The following is an 18,503-nucleotide window of genomic DNA, read 5'->3' as shown; positions in this document are numbered from 1 at the left end:
GTAATCTTGTGTTTACATGTTTAATGTAACTGTTCCCTTGGTCTCAACAAAAAATAAAGCCCCGGAAAAACCGGGGCTTTTTAAAACGGTATTTCAACTTTGAGGTTTGGAACCATAAAGTGGATACCAGGGCCGACGATGTTGCCAAGTGTTGCTGCTGCTATGTTTTTCCAAAAGCCTGCCCATGTTAAGGTATCTGGGCCAAAGTTTGAAACACTTTTTATGAACAACCCAATTGGAATCAAAGACATGTTCGCAACACTATGTTCAAATCCCATCGTAACAAATCCCATTATCGGGAAGAAAATGCCAAGGATTTTACCCTCAACACTGTCTGCTGCGAGGGAAAGTATAACTGCTAGGTCAACCAAAATGTTACACAAAATAGCCCTGAAGAAAATCTCTCCAAAAGACAAAGTTACTTTTGTGTTTGCAACTGATACGGCGAATTTTCCAAGATCGTTTACAAAATTGGCATTTCCCTAAATATGAGTTTGAACGTACATCCAAGCTATGAGAATAGAACCAACCAAGTTTGCAAGGTAAACTACCCCCCAGTTCCTCAGCATCTTACCAAGCGTGATCTTTTTGGCATAAAGAGAGGTGAGCATGAGAACGTTGCCGGTGAAAAGCTCCGCACCAGCTATGACGATTAACATCAGTCCTAGACTGAACACAGCTCCTCCTAAAAACCTTTTCAAGCCAAATGGTTCGACTTGTGTTGAGACTGTGAGCATGAGTATCCCTCCAAAACCGATGTACATACCTGCAAGGATTCCCAATAAGACCATTTGTAGGATCGAAAGGTTAGCCTTCTTGACCGACACTTCCTCTACAATCACCTTTTGTACTTCCGCTGGGGTTTTCATCCTTCCACCTCCTCAACCCTTTCAGGATGTGTGTAAACGTTCATTCTTCCCTCTCTCACAAAACCAATTAAAGTCAAATTCAGTTTTTCAGCCAATTGAATCGCACTTGCCATAGCAGGTGCTTTTGAAGCAAGAACTTCTACGCCAGCGTGAACGGCTTTCACCACCATGTCGTACGGCAACCTTCCGCTTGAAAGAAGGATCTTACCAGTTGGATCAACATTGTTTTTAACCATCCATCCCACGACTTTATCCACAGCGTTGTGCCTTCCTATGTCTTGAAATTTCACCAATGGTTCTCCAGCACTATCGTACAGACCAGCAAGGTGAACCGCTCCGGTTTTCTTGTGAAGCTCATCGTTCAAAAGGTGATCCATAGCTTTCAAAACTGCTGAAGTTCTAATTTTGGTTTTGAAAGGTAATTCTTCGAGTGAAAAATTCTGAAATTCCTGAAGTTCTTTTATCGCGTTCATACAAGGGGTAAATTTGACAAGCATCGGACTTTTGAAAAGTTTAAATTCGTGAAGGTTCAAATTGGCATTCACTCCATCGAAGGAAAAGGACCACTTCACAGGCCTTATTCCTTTGAAGACCATATATCCAAGCACAAACTCTTCTACATCCTCTGCTAAACAGTGGGTTTCAAAAAGAAATTCACCGTTCAAATGAACTCTTATCAGTGAATCGTCGATTACCAAATCTTCAAAGCATTCACAAAATCCTTCGGTAAAGCATTTGAAAATTTTTACCTTCATATTACCTCCAGCAATTTCAAATCGGCTTTGGTATTGATATTTATAAAACTTTTCTGCCACCCTTTTATATCCTTGAAATCTTCCTCAGTGAGAAATACAACTCTTGCATACTTGAAGGCTGTTTTGAAAGAACAGTCCTCAAGAAGACTTTTGCGCAGATGCTTTTCCATCCTTTTTGAATAAATCGCATGAAGTGGGTGAAACCCATCAGAAAGCATTGGCACAACTGCGTCAACATCGTTGTTGAAGAACTTCAACATCCTTTTGACAACCTCAGGCATAACGCACGGCATATCACAACCGATTAGAAAGACATCTTCATCGAGAAGTTCAAGGGCGGTCAGAAGACCTCCGACCGGCCCTTTGAAATATTTGTCAACAACATAAGGGAGTTTTGGATGGGGTTTGCCGACCAAAATAACTTTTTCAAAAACTTCACACAGCTTGTTAAAGACAACTTCAACCATCGTCAAGTTGCCTATGGAAAAGTTGCTTTTGTCCTCGCCAAATCTAGTTGATCTCCCGCCGTTCAAAATCACCGCTATCATGCTTTTTCTATCCTCACGGCACTCACTTTAAAGTTTGGAATTTTTGCAACCGGATCCAGTGGATCTGCCAAAGTAAGTTCGTTGATTGGTGTTTCGAAGAAATGGAATGTGCTGAAAACAGTTCTTTCAGGGACTTTTTCAGTAACTTTTGCCTTGCTTTTGACTCTTCCACGCCTTGAAACAACATAGATTTCGTCGCCATCCTTTATCCCAAGTTCTTGTGCGTCTTTTGGATTTATCTCCACATAGGGTTCATTTATGTACTTGGCAATGGTGCTTCTTCTTGTCATCGTTCCAGTATGGAAATGGAAGAGCAACCTACCAGTTGTAAGGAAGAATGGGTATTCTTTGTCTGGAAGTTCTGGAGATTCTCGGTATTCGACGGCGAAAAACTTTGCAAGTCCATCTGGTGTGCTGAATCTTGAGACATGAAGTATCGATGTACCAGGGTCTTCCAAGGTTCTGCAAGGCCATTGCAAACCTTTTTCCTCTTATTCTTGCATACGTTATACCTCCATATATCGGCGTTAAGGAACGGATTTCTTCCATGATTTCCTCTGGAGATTTATAGTTCATTGGATATCCCATTCTGTTAGAAAGTTCCATGATAACCTGCCAGTCTGGTTTACTTTCACCTATTGGATCAAAGGCTTTTCTAACTCTTTGTACTCTTCTTTCTGTGTTTGTGAAAGTTCCATCTTTTTCCAAAAACGATGCAACAGGGAATATGACATGGGCATGTTTGTGGAGGTGTCAACTTAAGCTGGGGAATAAGATAAAATAAACGGGAACCAACCTTCTCACCGAAAGGAGGTTCCCGTAAAGATGAAAGTTACAACAACAAATATCACCGAGTACCTATACCAAATTATACCAAACCTTTTTCAAAGACAAAGAGTTCCACATGAGGCGAAAGTATGAACTTGCATTAAGGAAGGCAGCAGCCATAATTGGAGTCAGTCATGAAGCCTTGAGGAAATGGTGGACAAGGATGAATGCTGAGAAGATAGAAGGCAATGCAGTAGTAGCTATAGACAAGATGAAGGTGAACATAAATGAGGTTAAGAGGAAGAAAGTGATCTATGCGTTGGTCAGTAAGACACGAGAGAAAGGCAAAGCAAGGGCCATGGTACTGGGAAGCGAGAAAAAAGAATATGGGATATTGGGAACACGAGCATGAGAGGTTTGGGGAAAGAAGTCTTGTTGAGAGCGTGATAGGGATAACAAGGTACAGGCTGAGGCGTTTTAACATAAGCAGGTTATGGTACAAAAGGAGGGATGAGGACATAGTGAAGTGGCTATTTCCATTTCTTCTATTAGTGCAGTTTTCCTTCTTAAGTTGACAGGTCCTCTTATGAAAAATTATACAACTTTTGTCTCTTCTTCTTCTTTTAACGCGTTTCTCAATTTTCGAAAGGGTTGTAAAACTCTGTTCAATATTCCCTGAACATATGCTATGAAAACACCGTAATTCACTATTGGTACACCGGCTTCCTTAACTTGTCTAATTCTTCGCATCATTTCTCTGCGGTTGAGCATGCAAGCTCCGCAGTGAATCACGAGGGAGTATTCTTTTAAATTTTCTGGAAAATCTCCACCACTCGCAATGTCTATGTGTAGATTTTTTCCTGTCTTTTGTTTTAGCCATCGTGGGATTTTCACCTGTGCTATGTCATCATCCAAACGATGATGCGTGCAAGCTTCGGCAATCAAAACTTTATCGCCATCTTTTAACTTTTCAACTGCTTGAGTTCCTTTGACAAGCTCTTCAAGATCTCCTTTATACCTTGCGAAGAGTATGGAAAAGGAAGTTAAAGGTATATCCAAAGGGGTATCAGCCGCAACTTTGTGAAAAACCTGCGAATCGGTTATGACAAGACGAGGTTTGACTTTGAGCGCATCCAAAGTTTCTTTAAGTCTATCTTCTTGTGTGACAACCGCCATCCCACCCGCGTCGATGATCTCTCTTATCGTCTGTTGCTGTGGTAATATCAACCTTCCTTTTGGTGCGGATTTATCAATTGGGACAACCAAAACTACAAAATCTCCACGAGAGATCAAATCTTTTACTATAAAAACTTGGTCTTCATCGGCTTTGGCAGTTTGCATGAGTATTTCTTTGAGCTTTTCTATACCTTCCCCAGTGGCAGCAGAAACTTGAACAACAGGTATTTCCCACTTGGCGTTGTAAAATGAGAGCATATCAGAAGAAATTGTCTTTAAATCGCATTTATTAAAGACAGCTATCGCTGGAATTTTCTGCTTTTTGATGGCACTCAAAATTTCTTCTTCAGGCTCTCCAACACCTTCTGTGTTATCGATGAGCAATATAGCAACATCAGTTTTTCCAAGAACTTCCCAAGTTTTCTTCTTTCGCAGTTCTCCAAGTTCTCCTTCATCATCAATGCCAGCTGTGTCTATGAAAACAACTGGCCCAAGCGGTAGTAATTCCATGGCTTTGTAAACGGGATCAGTTGTTGTACCCTTAACAGGTGAAACAAGAGCAACGTTTTGACCTGTGATTGCATTTATCAAACTAGATTTTCCTGCGTTTCTTCTTCCAAAGATCGCTATGTGCAATCTTTCAGAACGAGGAGTTTTGTTCAAGCTCACAGTTTTTTCACCCCTTTTTCAAAGTGCAATCACTACTTCTTTTTTGCGATAACCGTAGTCGTCACTTACAATTAAGCCAGCGCGCTTAATGATCTGCTTGACGCAGTTTGCACACGCTGTGTCGTTTTCAAACACACATATTTTTCCTGGGTAAAGTGAATAATTTGGTCTGTAAGGATTTGGGGTCATGTTTGGCATTATCACGTTGGCACCCCATTTTAAACCAAGTTCCCTTCCAAAGGGATTAATCGTTCCAAGCGCAGTTGTCGCTGGTATGTTAGCAGTAGGTACAGCAATTCTTGCAAGCGCGATCATCTTCAAGCAAGTTTTCAGATCGCCGCCTTTTTCGTTTGCCAAAGGAGTATCTGGATGTGGAATAAAAGGCCCAATTCCTATCATATCAGCATCCAATTCCTTCACAAAAGCTATATCAAGCGCAAGATCGTACGGTGTTTGCCCAGGAAGACCAACCATCGAACCCGCACCAGTTTCGTAGCCAAGTTTTTTCAAATAAAACAAATGTGATTTTCTGATCTCAAAAGAGTCGTTTGGATGCAAAGCTGCATAAAGCTGGGGATTGGCAGTTTCATGACGCATCAAATATCTGTCTGCGCCTAGTTCTTTCCAAACTTTGTACTCTTCAAAGGAACGCTCTCCCAAACTTAAAGTGATGGCTACATTCAGTTTTTTTATTTCTCTAATCAAATATGAGATATCATCGGTTGTGTAGCTAAAATCCTCTCCAGACTGAAGGACCACAGTTTTTATTCCAAAACTTGCTATCAGTTTCGCCCTATCGATTATCTCCTGAAGGCTCATTCTATATCTTGTAAGTTTCTTGTTGTCCCTTCTAAGACCGCAGTAAAGACAATTTTGAACACAATAGTTTGAAAACTCTATTATTCCTCTTATATGAACCTGTTTGCCAACGTACTTTTCCCTGACTTCATTTGCAAATTCAAAAAGCTCCTGATCATACTTGTCCGTCGAAAGAATATGTGCAACATATTCCACATCTATTTTTTCAAAGTTGAATATCCTATCCTTTTCGAGCACTTTTAATCACCTCAACTATTTGTTTTTGAGTTTGTTCGTCGTTTAAGTTTTGGGAAAAAACAACGTATTTTTCATCTTCGTAAATTATGCGAGTTTCGCAGTAATGCTCCTCTCCGTACTTTGCTATACAAGAAAGCCTTTTGCCAACTTTTTCACATATCCATATCTTACAGTTCTTTTCGATTACAACGCGAGGAAGAAGCTTGTTCAGTGTATCAAAATCTAACATCCCTTTCACCAGCTTCAATTCTCTTAAGATATTTTTTAGCAATCTCTTTGTTTATTTCAAGTTTTTCGATTTCATCTGCAATAAGCTTTTCTCCAATTTCTCTTGTTTCAGCCGATGCGTAATCGAGCAGATATTCTTTGAGAGTGAACAAAGCATTTGGTGTACAGAACTTTCTTACAAAACCAGGAACTGCAAACTCCATAAAGTGTTGCCCTGTTCTTCCCATGCGATAGCAAGCGGTGCAGAAAGATGGTATGTAACCTTCTTTCAAAAGTTCCTGGATAATTTCCTCCAAACTTCTGGTGTCGTAAAGGGTAAACTGACTTTTTTTGAGAGTTTCTGGATCGGATTTTGAGTAGGAACCTATTCCTATGCTTGAACCACCATCAATTTGAGAAACTCCAAGTTTTAAAACCTCTCTTCTAAGCTGCGCTGGTTCTCTAGCTGTGAGTATCATACCTGTGTAGGGAACGGCGAGCCTTATTATAGCAACTACCTTTTTAAAATCCTCATCACTTACAGCGTACTTTGATTTGAAATCCACACCTATAGCGGGTTTTAACCTTGGAAACGATATCGTGTGTGGACCAACTCCAAATCTTTCCTCAAGATGAATCGTGTGGTAAATAAGTCCCATTACTTCGAACTTCCAGTCGTAAAGTCCAAATAACGCGCCTATCCCTACATCATCAATTCCTGCGAGCATTGCGCGGTCCAAGGCATACAAACGCCAGTTATAATTCGATTTTGGTCCTTTTGGATGTAGCTTCCTATAAACCTCTGGATGGTAAGTTTCCTGGAAAATCTGAAAAGTCCCAATTCCAGCGGAGCGAATTATCTTATAACCTTCTATTGTTTGAGGAGCTGCGTTGACGTTGACCCTTCGAATTTCGCCATGACCAACCTTTGTTTCATAGACAGTCCTAATCGTTTCAGCTATGAATTGAGGGCTGTATTTGGGATGTTCTCCATAGACTACTATGAGTCTTTTGTGCCCTTTACTTACAAGAGCTTCGACTTCCTTTCTAAGTTCGTCAAAAGTCAACGTTTTTCTTTGAACTTCTCTGTTGGAGTTTCTAAAACCACAGTAAACGCAATCATTTATGCAATCGTTACCAATGTACAACGGTGCGAAAAGAACGATTCTTTTACCATAGATTTCCTCTTTCAACTTCCTAGCTGCTTCGAATATTTCTTCCCAAAGTTCTTTATCTTGAACATTCAGAAGGGTAGCAACTTCTGAAGGTGATAGTCTATTTTTTTCCAAAGACTTCTGGATAATGGCTCGAACTTTTTCTTTCTCAGGAACTGCTTTTTCAAGTTCTTCACATATTTTCTGCGGGTCGATAAAACTTTTGGCTTCTAGCCTTTCTTTTAAAAATACATACATTTTACAATCCCTCCTCATTTAACCAAAGTACTTTTCACTTTAACTTTTGGAATCTTACCAAGTTTTCCCGCAAAACTTCCAACCTCGTCATTGGTTGCTTTTACCACGACGAAAATCACCGCAAAACCTTCCTCTTCAACAGGATAACCAACCCTTAGCTTGATCAAGTTTGCATATTGATGCAACAATTCGTTGACTTGATTGTATGCGCTTTCTCGATCCAGTACAACGATGTTGATCATGTAATAGCGCTTTTCCACAATTATCCCTCCAAATAAAAACCCCTTCCTCGACATCGAGGAAGGGGAATAGTTGGCATAAACAACGAAAGGCATTACACACATTTTCCCCGTCCTCGATGTCAGACCATACGGTCCTCCATCTCAGACTCCTTGTTAATTATATCACAAACTGATAAGGTTTGCAAATTTGCAAGTTAAGGATTTTATTACTTCAATAATCACAACAAACGATTTTGTGAATGAATTGTTAAGAGATTGACATTGGCACATTTTGGGTGTAGTATATATTGTGAAAAATATCACGTGAAAATCTTCACGATAATTTTCAACGGTTCAAAAGTCGGTGATGGAAATGGTAATCAAAGTATGCATGGGAAGTTCGTGTCACATGAAAGGAGCTTATAAGATTGTCGAAAAGCTGAAAAAGTTTCCAAATATCAAACTGTACGGGGCTCTGTGCATGGGCAACTGCTCAAACGGTGTCAACGTTGAAATCAACGGAAAACTTTACTCCAACATAACCGAGGAGAACATTGAAGAATTGATCATGAAGATTATGGAAACGGAAAAGAGTGAGAACAATGGTTGATAGTCAATACATCGTTTCCGTTGATGCCAACTGCCAGTATTGCTATAAATGCCTGAGAAACTGTTTTGTAAAATCCATAAAGTTCGAAAACGAAAAATCAAAAGTGTTGGCTGAAGATTGCATTCTCTGCGGAGATTGCATAGAAATATGCCCCCAGAAAGCCAAGACTTACAGAAAAGATATTGAGAAATTAACCTCAATTCTCAATCGACCTTTTATGGTTTCAATAGCACCATCCTTTTATGCTCATTTCGATCAACCCTTCAAGGTTATATCCTTTTTAAAGTCATTAGGAGCAACTTACGTCGGTGAAACAGCTGTGGGAGCAGAAATTGTTTCAATGAAGTATGGGGAAATCTTCGAAAAATCCTCTGGACCAACCATATCCACCGCTTGCCCTGTCGTTGTTTACTATGTGGAAAGATATCAACCAGAAATTATCCCATACCTTGCAAACGTTGTATCACCAGCTGCGGCTCACCTTGAGTTCATGAAATCTTACTTTGGCAAATTTCCATCTGTGTTCATCGGTCCCTGCATAGCGAAAAAGAAAGAGTTAGAAGGTGTATACGACGTGGTTCTCACTTTCGAGGAACTTGATGAGTACATAAAAATCTCAAAGGTCAATCTTTCCAGCTTTAAAGACGTTTTACCTGATCCACCGTACGCTGAGAAAGCTGCCTTTTATCCTATCACAGATGGCATAAACTTCAGCACCAACAGAAAGTTTGAGGATAGCATTTCGATTTCAGGAGTTCGAAACGTCGCAGAATTTCTGAAGAATCTTGATATTTCCACAAAGATTTTCGTAGAACTTTCTGCATGCGACAACAGTTGTATAAACGGTCCTGCCATCAGAAAGGATTTGAGCGTTGTCCAGAAAAAATCAAGGATATTGAAAATAAGAAACGAGTTGAAAAGTACGAGAAAAAGAATAATTCAAATAGATTCAAATCTTAAACTTTCAAGAGAGTTTAAGGATCGATCCAAGAAAACCACTTACAGCGAGGAAGCCATCAAAGAAGTGTTAATTTCAATGGGAAAGACTGATCCATCCAAGGAACTCAACTGCAGTGCTTGTGGGTACAACACCTGTCGAGAAAAAGCCGTAGCGGTTTTGGAAGGCAAAGCTGAAAAAGAGATGTGTCTACCATACCTTGTGGAAAAAGTTTCAAGCGCGAGCAACAAACTTGTCGAAGAATCACCGAACATAATATTTATTCACAAAGATGGAAAGATACTTTACAAAAACAAAATGGCAAGGAAATACTTTCTGAACTTTTCAGAGAATCAAATCATGGAATTTATAAGCGAAATCGAAAGAAAACGTTTGGACAAAATAAACTTGGAGCTCTTTGGAAAACACTTCACGTTCTATTGCAAAACCTTCGAACTTCCTGAAGAAAGTGGAAATGTGATCGTTTTGGTCGACGTCACAAGGGAAAACAAACAAAAAGAAGAAATCTCGAGGATAAAAAACGAATCGATCAAAAGAATCGAGGAAGTGCTTGAAAAACAAATGTTGCTTGCGCAGGAAATAGCAAGTTTGCTTGGTGAATCGATAGCGGAAGCAAAAAGTAGATTCGAACAGTTCAAAAAGATCATGGAGGAATCCGATGATAACCTGTGAGATTCACTACGCTCAGAAAAACAAGTCTGGAGAACTTGTCTGCGGTGATGCAGTTTATTACAAACACGATGAAAACAAAATGGTTGTCAGCGTATCAGATGGTCTTGGAAGCGGTGTGAAGGCAAACATTCTTGCAACTTTGACTGCATCGATTGCCACCACAATGGTGTTCAACGACGTCGGCATAGAAGATGCCTTTAAATCAATTCTCAAAACCTTACCTGTGTGTAAAGTGCGTGGTATAAGCTATGCAACACTGGCTACGTGCAAGATTGAATACGCAAAGAAAAAATGTTTCATCTTTGAATACGAATTTCCGGTTGTTCTAGTTTACAAAGGCGTGGAACTTTTGGATATTCCGAAAAAGAGTTTTTACATTGAAGGCAAAAAGCTTCAATCGAGTGAATTTGATGTGGATACAGATTTTTCGATCTTTTTGATGACCGACGGTATCACTCAAGCTGGAATGGGCACAGATAGATTCCCACTCGGATTTGGATTGGAGAACGTCAAAAAGGAGCTGGACAATCTTTTGAAGAACAAAGTCGATCACAAAAGCATAGCAGAGCATTTTGTCAAGCTTGTCGAAAAACTCGATAGAGGAACCAAAGGAGATGATGCAACAGTTGTGGCTTTGAAAATCAGAGAAAAAAGGATAGTTACGATAATGGTCGGTCCTCCAGAAAAAAAGGAAAACGATGTTTTAGTGGTCAACAAACTGATCAACTCTCCCGGAAAAAAGATCGTCTGCGGTGGTACGACTGGAAAAATCGTTGAAAGGGTTTTGGGAAAGCCGATAGAAATCGACATCCAAACAATATACGAAGACTCACCTCCGGTTGGAAAAATGGAAGGGATAGATCTTGTGACCGAGGGAATAATAACTCTTACACAGGTTTTCAGATATTTTGAAAATCAAACAAAAGACATTGGTTACGCTGCAAGGCTTATTGTTCAAGAACTTGAAAATGCCGATGTAATAAACTTTTTGGTCGGCCGTGCTATAAACCCGGCTCATCAAAATCCTCTTTTTGCGCACGATATATCGCTGAAATTCAGATTGATAAACGATCTGGCGCAAAGATTAAGAGAACTAGGTAAAATCGTCAACATTGAATACTACTGACCTTGTGGAGGTGCTACGATGGCTTTGACGAGAAATTTCGAAAAGGTAGAAGAGATCATCCAAAGGCATGGACGCAAAAAGGAAAACCTTGTAAAGATTCTTCTCGATGTTCAAAAAGAGTACAGGCACATTCCAAAGGACGTGGTCAACTACATCGGTGTGGCTCTTGGTGTACCACCCGCGAAGATCTACGGAGTTGCAACTTTTTATGCTCAATTTTCGCTTAAACCAAAAGGAAAGTACACCATATTAGTCTGCGACGGAACAGCGTGTCATATGGAAGGCTCTATGTCCGTTCTCAAAGCACTTGAAGAAGAACTTGGAATAAAGCCAGGAGAGGTAACGCAGGACCTTAAATTCAGCGTTGACAAAGTCGGTTGTCTTGGAGCTTGTGCACTCGCACCGGCAATGGTTATAAACGGAGAGGTTTATGGAAACCTAAACGCTGAAAAAACAAAAGAAATAATAAGAAAATACAAAGAAAGGAAGGATGATGAAAATGTTTAAGAGTCCTGCCGAACTTCTTGCTAGGATTGAGGAACTTAAAAGAATAAGGGAAGAAAAACTTCAAAGACCATCTGTCTACGTCTGCGTTGGTACAGGTTGTACTGCAAACGGTTCTAGAAAGGTCTACGAAAAATTCCTTCAAGTTATAGGGGAAAAGAACCTCAACGTAAAGGTCGTTAAAGATGAACACGAGGATGTCAGAAAAACTGGCTGCTGCGGGCTATGCTCACTTGGTCCACTTGTGAAGATAATGCCCGAAGGATACGTGTATTCTCGTGTGAAAGTGGAAGACGTCGAAGAGATCGTCGAAAAAACCCTTGTTAACAAAGAAATAGTTGAAAGACTTTTGATCACCGATCCGATAACTGGAAAAAAGGTACAAAGACTGGAGGATGCCACGTTCTTTAAAAACCAAACATTCTACATAATGGAAGCTATAGGAACAAGTGAATGCGAAAGTATCGAGGACTACATGGCAAGGGGTGGATATTCCTCGCTTGCCAAAGTGCTCTCTTCCATGAGCAGAGAAAATGTAATCGATACAATAAAGAAAAGTGGTTTGAGAGGTAGGGGTGGCGGAGGTTTTCCGACTGGCTTAAAGTGGGAATACGTTTACAACGCCAAAGGAGAAAAGAAATTCATCGTGTGCAACGCCGACGAAGGCGATCCAGGAGCATTCATGAACAGAACCCTTCTTGAAAGAGATCCGCACCTTGTCCTTGAAGGCATGATCATAGCAGCTTACGCAGTCGGTGCTCAAAAGGGCTACGCATACATAAGGGCAGAGTATCCAATAGCCGTTCAAATGTTCAACAAAGCCATTGAAGATGCACGAAGGCTCGGGCTTCTTGGTGAAAACATTCTTGGTACAGGTTTTTCATTTGACCTTGAAGTGAAAGAAGGTGCTGGAGCCTTTGTCTGTGGTGAAGAAACAGCTTTGCTTGCATCTGTTGAAGGTAAAAGAGGCGTTCCAAGACCAAGACCTCCATATCCTGCAATTTCAGGTTTGCGGGGTTATCCAACGTTGATAAACAACGTTGAAACCTATGGAAATGTTCCAAGGATAATAAGAGATGGTGTTGAAAAATACAGAAGAAACGGGGTTGAAAATTCACCTGGAACCAAGATGTTCTCAGTAACTGGTCCTTTGAAGCTCACGGGAATCATCGAGGTTCCATTTGGAACGACCTTAAGACACATCGTACACAACATATGCGGTGGAACATCCAACGGTCTCAGGCTCAAAGCTGTACAAATCGGAGGACCATCCGGTGCTTGTCTACCGGAAGAATTCTTCGATCTACCCCTGGATTACGACACTTTGAAATCCGTTGATGCCATGGTTGGTTCGGGTGGTATCGTAGCCATAACAGAAGATAGATGTATGGTCGAGGTTGCAAGGTTCTTCCTAGATTTCACAAGAAGAGAATCCTGTGGTAAATGCGTACCTTGCCGTGAAGGTACAATGCAGGCTTACCAAATTCTTGAGAAATTCACACAGGGAAAGGCCGGTTACAAAGATCTGGAAAACTTAAGCGTTCTTGCGAGGGTGATCAAAACCGCTTCGCTTTGTGGGCTTGGAAAAACAGCTCCAAATCCAATTTTGAGCACTTTGAAGTACTTCAAAGACGAATACATTGCACACATCGAAGGAAAATGTCCAAGCGGAATGTGTGTGGCTTTCCGAAAATACGTCATCAAGCCAGAGCTTTGCAAAAGCTGCGGTCTATGCGCAAGATCTTGCCCACAAGGTGCAATAAGTGGCGAAAGAGGAAAGCCTTATGTAATCGATCAAGAAAAGTGCATCAAATGTGGAGTATGCGTCACGAAATGCAAATTCAAAGCTATAGAATTGGTTAGCTGACCTGGAGGTGTTTATCGATGAAAATAATTGTCAATGGAAAAGAAATAACTGTCAACAACAACGCAAGAAACTTATTGGAAGCTTTGAGAGAAGTTGGAATTGAAATACCAAATTTGTGCTATCTTTCTGAAGCTTCGATCTTTGGCGCCTGCAGAATGTGCTTGGTTGAAGTGGATGGCAACATAGTCACGGCTTGTACAACTCCTTTGAAAGAGGGAATGGTTGTAAAAACTCACACTCCCGAAATTTATGAACTAAGAAGAGCCATACTTGAACTTTTGCTTGCCTCGCACAACAGAGATTGTACAACTTGTGAAAGAAACGGAAATTGCAAACTTCAAAAGTACGCTGAAGAATTTGGCATAAGAGAAGTTAGGTTTGAAAAACTTTCTAAAAACAACATCATCGATTATTCTTCACCGATAATCAGAGACAACTCAAAGTGCATACTGTGCGGCGACTGTGTGAGAGCATGCGAAGAAATTCAAGGAGTTGCTGCAATTGATTTTGCCTACAGAGGTTTTGAAGCACAAGTTGTCCCAGCTTTTGAAGAAAAGCTTGCAAACACCGAGTGTGTTTTTTGCGGGCAGTGCGCAGCCTACTGTCCAACAGGAGCTTTGACGTTCAGAAATGACGTTGAAAAAGTCTACAAAGCACTCAAAGAAGGTAAATACGTAATTGGCATGATAGCACCAGCCGTAAGGTCAGCCATTCAAGAAGAATTTGATCTCGGCGATGATTACGTGACAGCGGGCAGATTGGTATCGATCCTTAAAATGGTCGGATTCAAAAAGGTGTTTGATGTGTCCTTTGCGGCAGACCTTGTTGCCTACGAGGAAGCACACGAGTTTCTTGAAAGAATTGAAAAAGGCGAGAAACTTCCGCTGTTTACGTCTTGTTGCCCCGCTTGGGTGAAATTTGCCGAGCAATTTTACCCAGAGTACTTGAGTCACATTTCAAGTGTGAAATCGCCGCAGCAAGCTCTTGGAACAGTCATCAAGAAATACTATGCAAAAGAAATCGGTGTAAGACTGGAAGATATCTGCTTGGTTTCCATAATGCCATGTACAGCCAAAAAATTCGAAGCGGAGAGAGAAGAACACGCAGGTATAGTTGACGTTGTTCTTACAACAAGAGAACTTGCGCTTTTCATAAAGTCAACTGGGATAAACATCAAAACAGTTGAACCGATGCCGTTCGATAGACCATACGGCTTGTCCTCCCAGGGTGGAATAAGCTTTGGAAAAGTCGGTGGCGTTCTTGGAAGTGTCGTGAGTGTTATCGAAAGCAAAGGAATCGTCAAAAACGTCACGCAGCAACAACTCGAAAAATTCGTAGCTTTGACAACCGTTGAACTCAACGATGGCAGAAAAATCTATGGAATAGCTGTCTCGGGCCTTGGAAACACAAAGAAAGTTATTGAAAAGATCAAAAACGAAGAACTAAAAGCGGATATAGTGGAAGTTATGGCTTGCAGCTACGGTTGTATAGGCGGCGGTGGACAACCTTATCCAAACGATTCAAGGGTAAGAGAACACAGAGCAAAATTGCACAAAGCCATAGTGGGTACCGATGTTTTGATATCCCCAACGGAGAACTATCACATGCTAGAACTTTACAACAAATATTTCGAAAAACCGCTAAGTCACGAAGCACATGAAACGCTGCACACAACTTACAGACATAGAAAAAGGGTAACGGAAACGGAAATAGACATATTACCGCTTCCACTGGAAGAAGATGAAAAAATATCGGTTAAAGTTTGTCTTGGAACTTCTTGTTACATGAAAGGTTCTTACGATCTTTTGAACACTCTCATATCTTTGGCAGACAAAGAAGAGTGGGCGAAAAACCTTGAAATCAAAGGAACATTCTGTTTCGAAAACTGCGGAAAAGCTCCAAATGTGATGGTAGAAGATATTCTCATCGGTGAAGCCAACCTGAACAAAGTCATCGAAGCTGTAAAACAAATTGCCAAAACCAAAAAGCAAACGGTGTGAAGTAAAATGAGGTTTGTAAAGTCACCGGGGGTTCCCCGGTGACTTTGTTGAAAAATCTGAGAGGTGTTGCTATGATTTACATACCATACGTCGTTTTGGAAAGACTTAAAGAATATCGAAAAATATTGCTCAATTTAGACTGTGAATACGTTACATCAGAAGAGATAGCAAAGCTTGCAGGCGTCAGCAGCGATCTTGTAAGACGCGATTTCATGTATTTGAAGATAAATGGGCAAAAGAAAAAAGGATACAACAGAATTGCTCTTCTTACAGAGTTGGACGAAACTTTTGCTGTGAAAAGAAACCTGAACATAATAGTCGTTGGAGGAAACAGATTAGGTCAAGCTCTTGTTACTTATGATGGTTTTTCATCCTGTGGTGTGAGAGTGGTTGCTATATTTGACAACAATCCTGAAAATGCTGGAAAATTCGTTGAAGATCTAGTGATTTTGAGCTTAGAACCAGATATACTAAGGAGGGTTATTAAACGATTTTCCGTTTCAATTGCTGCGGTGTGCGTCTTGCCGAAGGATGCCCAAAGAGTAGTCGATTTACTCGTTGAAAATGGAATAGTCGGTATATGGAACTTTACGCCCGTTAAACTAGCTGTACCGGAGAACGTAATAGTTGTCGATGCAGATTTGACAAGTTCTTTGCTGATGTTGAAAAGACTGGTTGATACTAAGGTTTTCCAAAAATCAGAAGCATCGAATGCGTATACTTCACAAGAGTGATTGATTTTCGTACTTTGCTATGATTGAACAGATTCGTTGTTCCACGTCGAGAAAATTGGTATCTTTTTCTACCTCTATTTCATCCACAATCGTTGCAGGTGATCCGGCAAGAACGTATATCTTCCTTGCAAGGGTAACGGATTCTCTAACATCATGAGTAACGATGATATAGGTAACATCAAGTTTTTTGAAAATATCCGAAAGTTCTTCAACAAGACTCACCTTTGTCAAAAGGTCCAAACTTTGAAATGGTTCGTCCAGCAGTAAAAGCTGCGGTTGATAAACCAAAGCCCTGGCAAGATTAACTCTTTGTCTCATTCCCCCGCTGAGTTGGTGTGGCTTATAAAAGGCAAAATCCTTTAGCTTGACTAAATCAAGGACTTCCCTTATTTTCACCTCATCTTCGCAGACAAAAGCCAGGTTTTCGTAAACTGTTTTCCAGGCTATCAAGCGGTCTTCTTGAAAAACGTATCCAAGCTTCGAATAGTTTCTCTCTATGTATCCAGTCGTCGGAGTTTCAAGACCGGCTATTAACCTTAAAAGAGTAGTCTTGCCGCAACCGGATTTTCCGACCACGGCAATAGCATCTTTACTGCGTATGGTCAAATTGACGTTTTCAAGTACCTTTAATTTTCCAAAACTCTTTGAAACATTTATCAAACTAACCACTTTTTCCATACAACTTTTTCTCCCAAAGCCATGAGAAAACAAATTCCAACCCAAGTCCCACAAAAACTGCGCTCAAAGTTAATGCAAAAACCCTCGGAGTGTTGATGAAAAACTTCGCTTCTTGGATTCGAACACCAAGTCCAGTTCCACCGAGTAAGTACTCTGCAACAATGGCAGATTTCCACATTGTACCTATGCTGACGTTGATTGCCGATACCAAGAAAGGCACTAACGAGCCCATGTAGATCGTTTTGAAAACCTTCCTTTTTGGAACATTGTAAACTTTCGCCATTTCCACCAGCTTTACATCGATTGTTCTTACTCCTTCAGCAACGTTGAACATAATCTGCGGCAACAGTGTCATGAAAACGATAAAAACAACGCTGCGCCATCCAATTCCCCATAGAAACAATACCGTCGAAAGCCAAGAAACGATTGGAACTGACCTTAAAACCATGGCAAGTGGTTTGAACATAAGGTTGAACCAGTTGAAAATTCCCATCAGAAAACCCAAAAGTGTGCCAACCAGTAAAGCCAACGAAAGACTTAAAATTGCCTTCGCAAAAGTATTGAACAGCAAAACAAAAAGCTCCCCGGTTTTTGCAAGTTCCCACATTTCTTTAAAAACAAGATCTGGTCCTGGAAAAATAAACGGGGAGCGTATCAAAAAATTTGAAATTGCAAACCAAGCAATTAAAACTACTGCTAACCCTAGAAGAAACCACTTAATACGCAAAAAAGTCGTCATCGGGAAGTTTACCAAGAACAGATGGTTCTATCTCTGTTACTATCTTAAGATAAGTCAAAACAGCTTGTTTTGATTCCTTTGCAGAACGATATTCATATTTTGTCCTTGACAAAGACTGTAAAAGGACGTCTTGTCCAATACCACCAAGGTATTTAGCTGAAAGTTGACAAGCTTCATTCTTGTTTTCAAGCGCATATTTCAAAGAACTTGATATAGCTTGCAAAATCTTCACTGCTTGCGAAGGCTCAACTTTTGTACTGATGAAAATTCCAGTTATCGGAACTTCTTCGCTTAGCTCTGTCATTTCGAACCAAAGTTTCTGCAAATCAAAAGCTATCTGTGCACCTGCTGATTTTAAAGCCATTGTCACAAAAGGTTCTGGTAACACTGCTATTGAGGCTTTCCCTGCACTCATCAAAGGAACTATTTCCGTTTGAGCAAGGTATTTTATCGATACGTTTTGCAAGTTATACTTACTAATGAGCATGCGAATCAATATATCACCTGTTTGACCTTTTCCTTGCGGTGTGTAGATTTCTTTGCTTGAAAGCTGATCTACAGATGACAAAGGTTCCTTGCTAACGATGTAAAATCCTCCCCAAAGGAAAACCCCACCAAGTTTTAAGCCTAAACCTTTTGAGTACAAAGAAGCTCCTATTGAAACCGGAAGAACCACAACATCAGCTGTTCCGGCAATCAACTGTGCGTTCACTTGATCAAGGCTTCTCCAAAAATCAATTTTCAAAGGAATTTCACTTGTAATTTTTCCTTCAAGCAACCCAACAAAGGCAAATACTGTAGGTCCAACTGGTATCAAAACATTCGCAGCTATTATAGTTATTGAAGTTATAACTATCAAAGTCAGCACAAAAAACTTTTTCATTTACGTCACCTCCTTATTTTTACTTTAAAGAAGGCGAGACATAAGTCTCGC

At 40.4% G+C, this 18,503-nt stretch carries 20 protein-coding genes and 2 pseudogenes; 9 read left to right on the top strand and 13 right to left on the bottom strand.

All coding sequences use genetic code 11. The features are described from left to right. Positions 1 to 80: 80 nt before the first annotated feature. The 5 genes and pseudogenes from THETH_RS10875 to THETH_RS11060 form a co-directional block, all read right to left on the bottom strand. Positions 81 to 869: pseudogene (locus THETH_RS10875) on the bottom strand (formate/nitrite transporter family protein). Further along, entirely contained in the window at positions 866 to 1,624 is a 759-nt protein-coding gene (fdhD, locus tag THETH_RS10225; RefSeq protein WP_013931442.1) for a formate dehydrogenase accessory sulfurtransferase FdhD, read from the bottom strand. Before fdhD ends, THETH_RS10875 begins: the two are co-directional and overlap by 4 nt. Then, positions 1,621 to 2,172: a molybdenum cofactor guanylyltransferase gene (gene mobA, locus THETH_RS00560; protein ID WP_013931441.1), complete on the bottom strand. Its 552-nt coding sequence runs from the start codon at positions 2,170 to 2,172 to the stop codon at positions 1,621 to 1,623. The genes fdhD and mobA overlap by 4 nt, the downstream gene beginning before the upstream one ends. Continuing rightward, positions 2,169 to 2,651: a molybdopterin oxidoreductase family protein gene (locus THETH_RS10220; protein ID WP_157723281.1), complete on the bottom strand. Its 483-nt coding sequence runs from the start codon at positions 2,649 to 2,651 to the stop codon at positions 2,169 to 2,171. Before THETH_RS10220 ends, mobA begins: the two co-directional genes overlap by 4 nt. A gap of 169 nt (positions 2,652 to 2,820) precedes the next feature. Then, positions 2,821 to 2,880: pseudogene (locus tag THETH_RS11060) on the bottom strand (hypothetical protein); the annotation flags it as partial. 196 nt (positions 2,881 to 3,076) lie between these two features. Between THETH_RS11060 and THETH_RS00550 the strand changes: the two are divergent. Further along, positions 3,077 to 3,352: a hypothetical protein gene (locus THETH_RS00550; protein WP_013931439.1), complete on the top strand. Its 276-nt coding sequence runs from the start codon at positions 3,077 to 3,079 to the stop codon at positions 3,350 to 3,352. After that, a complete protein-coding gene (locus THETH_RS10415) occupies positions 3,327 to 3,515 on the top strand; it encodes a hypothetical protein (protein ID WP_013931438.1) in 189 nt (62 codons plus the stop codon). Before THETH_RS00550 ends, THETH_RS10415 begins: the two co-directional genes overlap by 26 nt. A 19-nt stretch (positions 3,516 to 3,534) precedes the next feature. On the opposite strand, the gene hydF is transcribed toward THETH_RS10415, so the two are convergent. The 5 genes from hydF to THETH_RS00525 are packed head-to-tail and all read right to left on the bottom strand — an operon-like array spanning position 3,535 to position 7,720. Next, complete coding sequence (hydF, locus tag THETH_RS00545; RefSeq protein ID WP_013931437.1) at positions 3,535 to 4,785, bottom strand: [FeFe] hydrogenase H-cluster maturation GTPase HydF; 1,251 nt, start codon at positions 4,783 to 4,785, stop codon at positions 3,535 to 3,537. A gap of 18 nt (positions 4,786 to 4,803) precedes the next feature. Further along, positions 4,804 to 5,841 carry a [FeFe] hydrogenase H-cluster radical SAM maturase HydE gene (hydE, locus tag THETH_RS00540; protein ID WP_013931436.1) on the bottom strand — a complete coding sequence of 346 codons (1,038 nt, stop codon included), beginning with the start codon at positions 5,839 to 5,841 and terminating at the stop codon, positions 4,804 to 4,806. After that, positions 5,825 to 6,070: a hypothetical protein gene (locus tag THETH_RS00535; protein WP_041446335.1), complete on the bottom strand. Its 246-nt coding sequence runs from the start codon at positions 6,068 to 6,070 to the stop codon at positions 5,825 to 5,827. Before THETH_RS00535 ends, hydE begins: the two co-directional genes overlap by 17 nt. Continuing rightward, the gene (gene hydG, locus THETH_RS00530) at positions 6,057 to 7,460 is read right to left on the bottom strand and encodes a [FeFe] hydrogenase H-cluster radical SAM maturase HydG (RefSeq protein WP_013931434.1); all 1,404 of its coding nucleotides are present in this window, start codon (positions 7,458 to 7,460) and stop codon (positions 6,057 to 6,059) included. Before hydG ends, THETH_RS00535 begins: the two co-directional genes overlap by 14 nt. Positions 7,461 to 7,474: 14 nt before the next feature. Continuing rightward, on the bottom strand, positions 7,475 to 7,720 hold the full coding sequence (locus tag THETH_RS00525; RefSeq protein WP_013931433.1) for a TM1266 family iron-only hydrogenase system putative regulator: 246 nt from the start codon (positions 7,718 to 7,720) through the stop codon (positions 7,475 to 7,477). 328 nt (positions 7,721 to 8,048) lie between these two features. Here THETH_RS00525 and THETH_RS00520 point away from each other — a divergent pair, with 328 nt between their 5' ends. From THETH_RS00520 to THETH_RS00490, 7 genes are read left to right on the top strand one after another with little or no spacing between them, the layout of a single operon-like run. Then, positions 8,049 to 8,291, top strand: a complete 243-nt coding sequence (locus tag THETH_RS00520) for an NAD(P)H-dependent oxidoreductase subunit E (RefSeq protein ID WP_281012315.1) — start codon at positions 8,049 to 8,051, stop codon at positions 8,289 to 8,291. After that, positions 8,284 to 9,921: a [Fe-Fe] hydrogenase large subunit C-terminal domain-containing protein gene (locus THETH_RS00515; RefSeq protein WP_013931431.1), complete on the top strand. Its 1,638-nt coding sequence runs from the start codon at positions 8,284 to 8,286 to the stop codon at positions 9,919 to 9,921. The genes THETH_RS00520 and THETH_RS00515 overlap by 8 nt, the downstream gene beginning before the upstream one ends. Continuing rightward, a complete protein-coding gene (locus THETH_RS00510; protein WP_013931430.1) occupies positions 9,908 to 11,047 on the top strand; it encodes a SpoIIE family protein phosphatase in 1,140 nt (379 codons plus the stop codon). Before THETH_RS00515 ends, THETH_RS00510 begins: the two co-directional genes overlap by 14 nt. 24 nt (positions 11,048 to 11,071) lie before the next feature. Continuing rightward, positions 11,072 to 11,554 (top strand): NADH-quinone oxidoreductase subunit NuoE, encoded by a 483-nt coding sequence (gene nuoE / locus THETH_RS00505; protein ID WP_041446480.1) that lies wholly within the window; start codon positions 11,072 to 11,074, stop codon positions 11,552 to 11,554. Then, a complete protein-coding gene (locus THETH_RS00500) occupies positions 11,547 to 13,418 on the top strand; it encodes an NADH-ubiquinone oxidoreductase-F iron-sulfur binding region domain-containing protein (protein WP_041446334.1) in 1,872 nt (623 codons plus the stop codon). Before nuoE ends, THETH_RS00500 begins: the two co-directional genes overlap by 8 nt. A 17-nt stretch (positions 13,419 to 13,435) precedes the next feature. After that, complete coding sequence (locus THETH_RS00495) at positions 13,436 to 15,418, top strand: [Fe-Fe] hydrogenase large subunit C-terminal domain-containing protein (protein WP_013931427.1); 1,983 nt, start codon at positions 13,436 to 13,438, stop codon at positions 15,416 to 15,418. Between the two features lie 38 nt (positions 15,419 to 15,456). Further along, the gene (locus tag THETH_RS00490) at positions 15,457 to 16,152 is read left to right on the top strand and encodes a redox-sensing transcriptional repressor Rex (RefSeq protein WP_013931426.1); all 696 of its coding nucleotides are present in this window, start codon (positions 15,457 to 15,459) and stop codon (positions 16,150 to 16,152) included. Here THETH_RS00490 and THETH_RS00485 read toward each other — a convergent pair. The 3 genes from THETH_RS00485 to THETH_RS00475 form a co-directional block, all read right to left on the bottom strand. Then, a complete protein-coding gene (locus THETH_RS00485; protein WP_013931425.1) occupies positions 16,141 to 16,830 on the bottom strand; it encodes an ABC transporter ATP-binding protein in 690 nt (229 codons plus the stop codon). The genes THETH_RS00490 and THETH_RS00485 overlap by 12 nt on opposite strands. Further along, entirely contained in the window at positions 16,814 to 17,401 is a 588-nt protein-coding gene (locus tag THETH_RS00480; RefSeq protein ID WP_245530507.1) for an ABC transporter permease, read from the bottom strand. The genes THETH_RS00485 and THETH_RS00480 overlap by 17 nt, the downstream gene beginning before the upstream one ends. A 145-nt stretch (positions 17,402 to 17,546) precedes the next feature. Then, positions 17,547 to 18,452 (bottom strand): ABC transporter substrate-binding protein, encoded by a 906-nt coding sequence (locus tag THETH_RS00475; RefSeq protein WP_013931423.1) that lies wholly within the window; start codon positions 18,450 to 18,452, stop codon positions 17,547 to 17,549. Positions 18,453 to 18,503: the final 51 nt, after the last annotated feature.

The sequence above is a fragment of the Pseudothermotoga thermarum DSM 5069 genome, from assembly GCF_000217815.1.
GTDB classification, from domain to species: Bacteria; Thermotogota; Thermotogae; order Thermotogales; family DSM-5069; genus Pseudothermotoga; species Pseudothermotoga thermarum.
Note: the sequence above shows the minus strand (reverse complement) of the source record. Positions and strands in the feature narration are given on the sequence as shown.

What these genes read in the sequence shown, in the direction of transcription:
- fdhD (WP_013931442.1), bottom strand. Translation starts at nt 1,624, where the DNA reads ATGAAGGTAAAAATTTTCAAATGCTTTACCGAAGGATTTTGTGAATGC.
- mobA (WP_013931441.1), bottom strand. Translation starts at nt 2,172, where the DNA reads ATGATAGCGGTGATTTTGAACGGCGGGAGATCAACTAGATTTGGCGAG.
- THETH_RS00550 (WP_013931439.1), top strand. Translation starts at nt 3,077, where the DNA reads ATGAGGCGAAAGTATGAACTTGCATTAAGGAAGGCAGCAGCCATAATT.
- THETH_RS10415 (WP_013931438.1), top strand. Translation starts at nt 3,327, where the DNA reads ATGGGATATTGGGAACACGAGCATGAGAGGTTTGGGGAAAGAAGTCTT.
- THETH_RS00535 (WP_041446335.1), bottom strand. Translation starts at nt 6,070, where the DNA reads ATGTTAGATTTTGATACACTGAACAAGCTTCTTCCTCGCGTTGTAATC.
- hydG (WP_013931434.1), bottom strand. Translation starts at nt 7,460, where the DNA reads ATGTATGTATTTTTAAAAGAAAGGCTAGAAGCCAAAAGTTTTATCGAC.
- THETH_RS00520 (WP_281012315.1), top strand. Translation starts at nt 8,049, where the DNA reads ATGGAAATGGTAATCAAAGTATGCATGGGAAGTTCGTGTCACATGAAA.
- THETH_RS00515 (WP_013931431.1), top strand. Translation starts at nt 8,284, where the DNA reads ATGGTTGATAGTCAATACATCGTTTCCGTTGATGCCAACTGCCAGTAT.
- THETH_RS00510 (WP_013931430.1), top strand. Translation starts at nt 9,908, where the DNA reads ATGATAACCTGTGAGATTCACTACGCTCAGAAAAACAAGTCTGGAGAA.
- THETH_RS00500 (WP_041446334.1), top strand. Translation starts at nt 11,547, where the DNA reads ATGTTTAAGAGTCCTGCCGAACTTCTTGCTAGGATTGAGGAACTTAAA.
- THETH_RS00495 (WP_013931427.1), top strand. Translation starts at nt 13,436, where the DNA reads ATGAAAATAATTGTCAATGGAAAAGAAATAACTGTCAACAACAACGCA.
- THETH_RS00485 (WP_013931425.1), bottom strand. Translation starts at nt 16,830, where the DNA reads ATGGAAAAAGTGGTTAGTTTGATAAATGTTTCAAAGAGTTTTGGAAAA.
- THETH_RS00475 (WP_013931423.1), bottom strand. Translation starts at nt 18,452, where the DNA reads ATGAAAAAGTTTTTTGTGCTGACTTTGATAGTTATAACTTCAATAACT.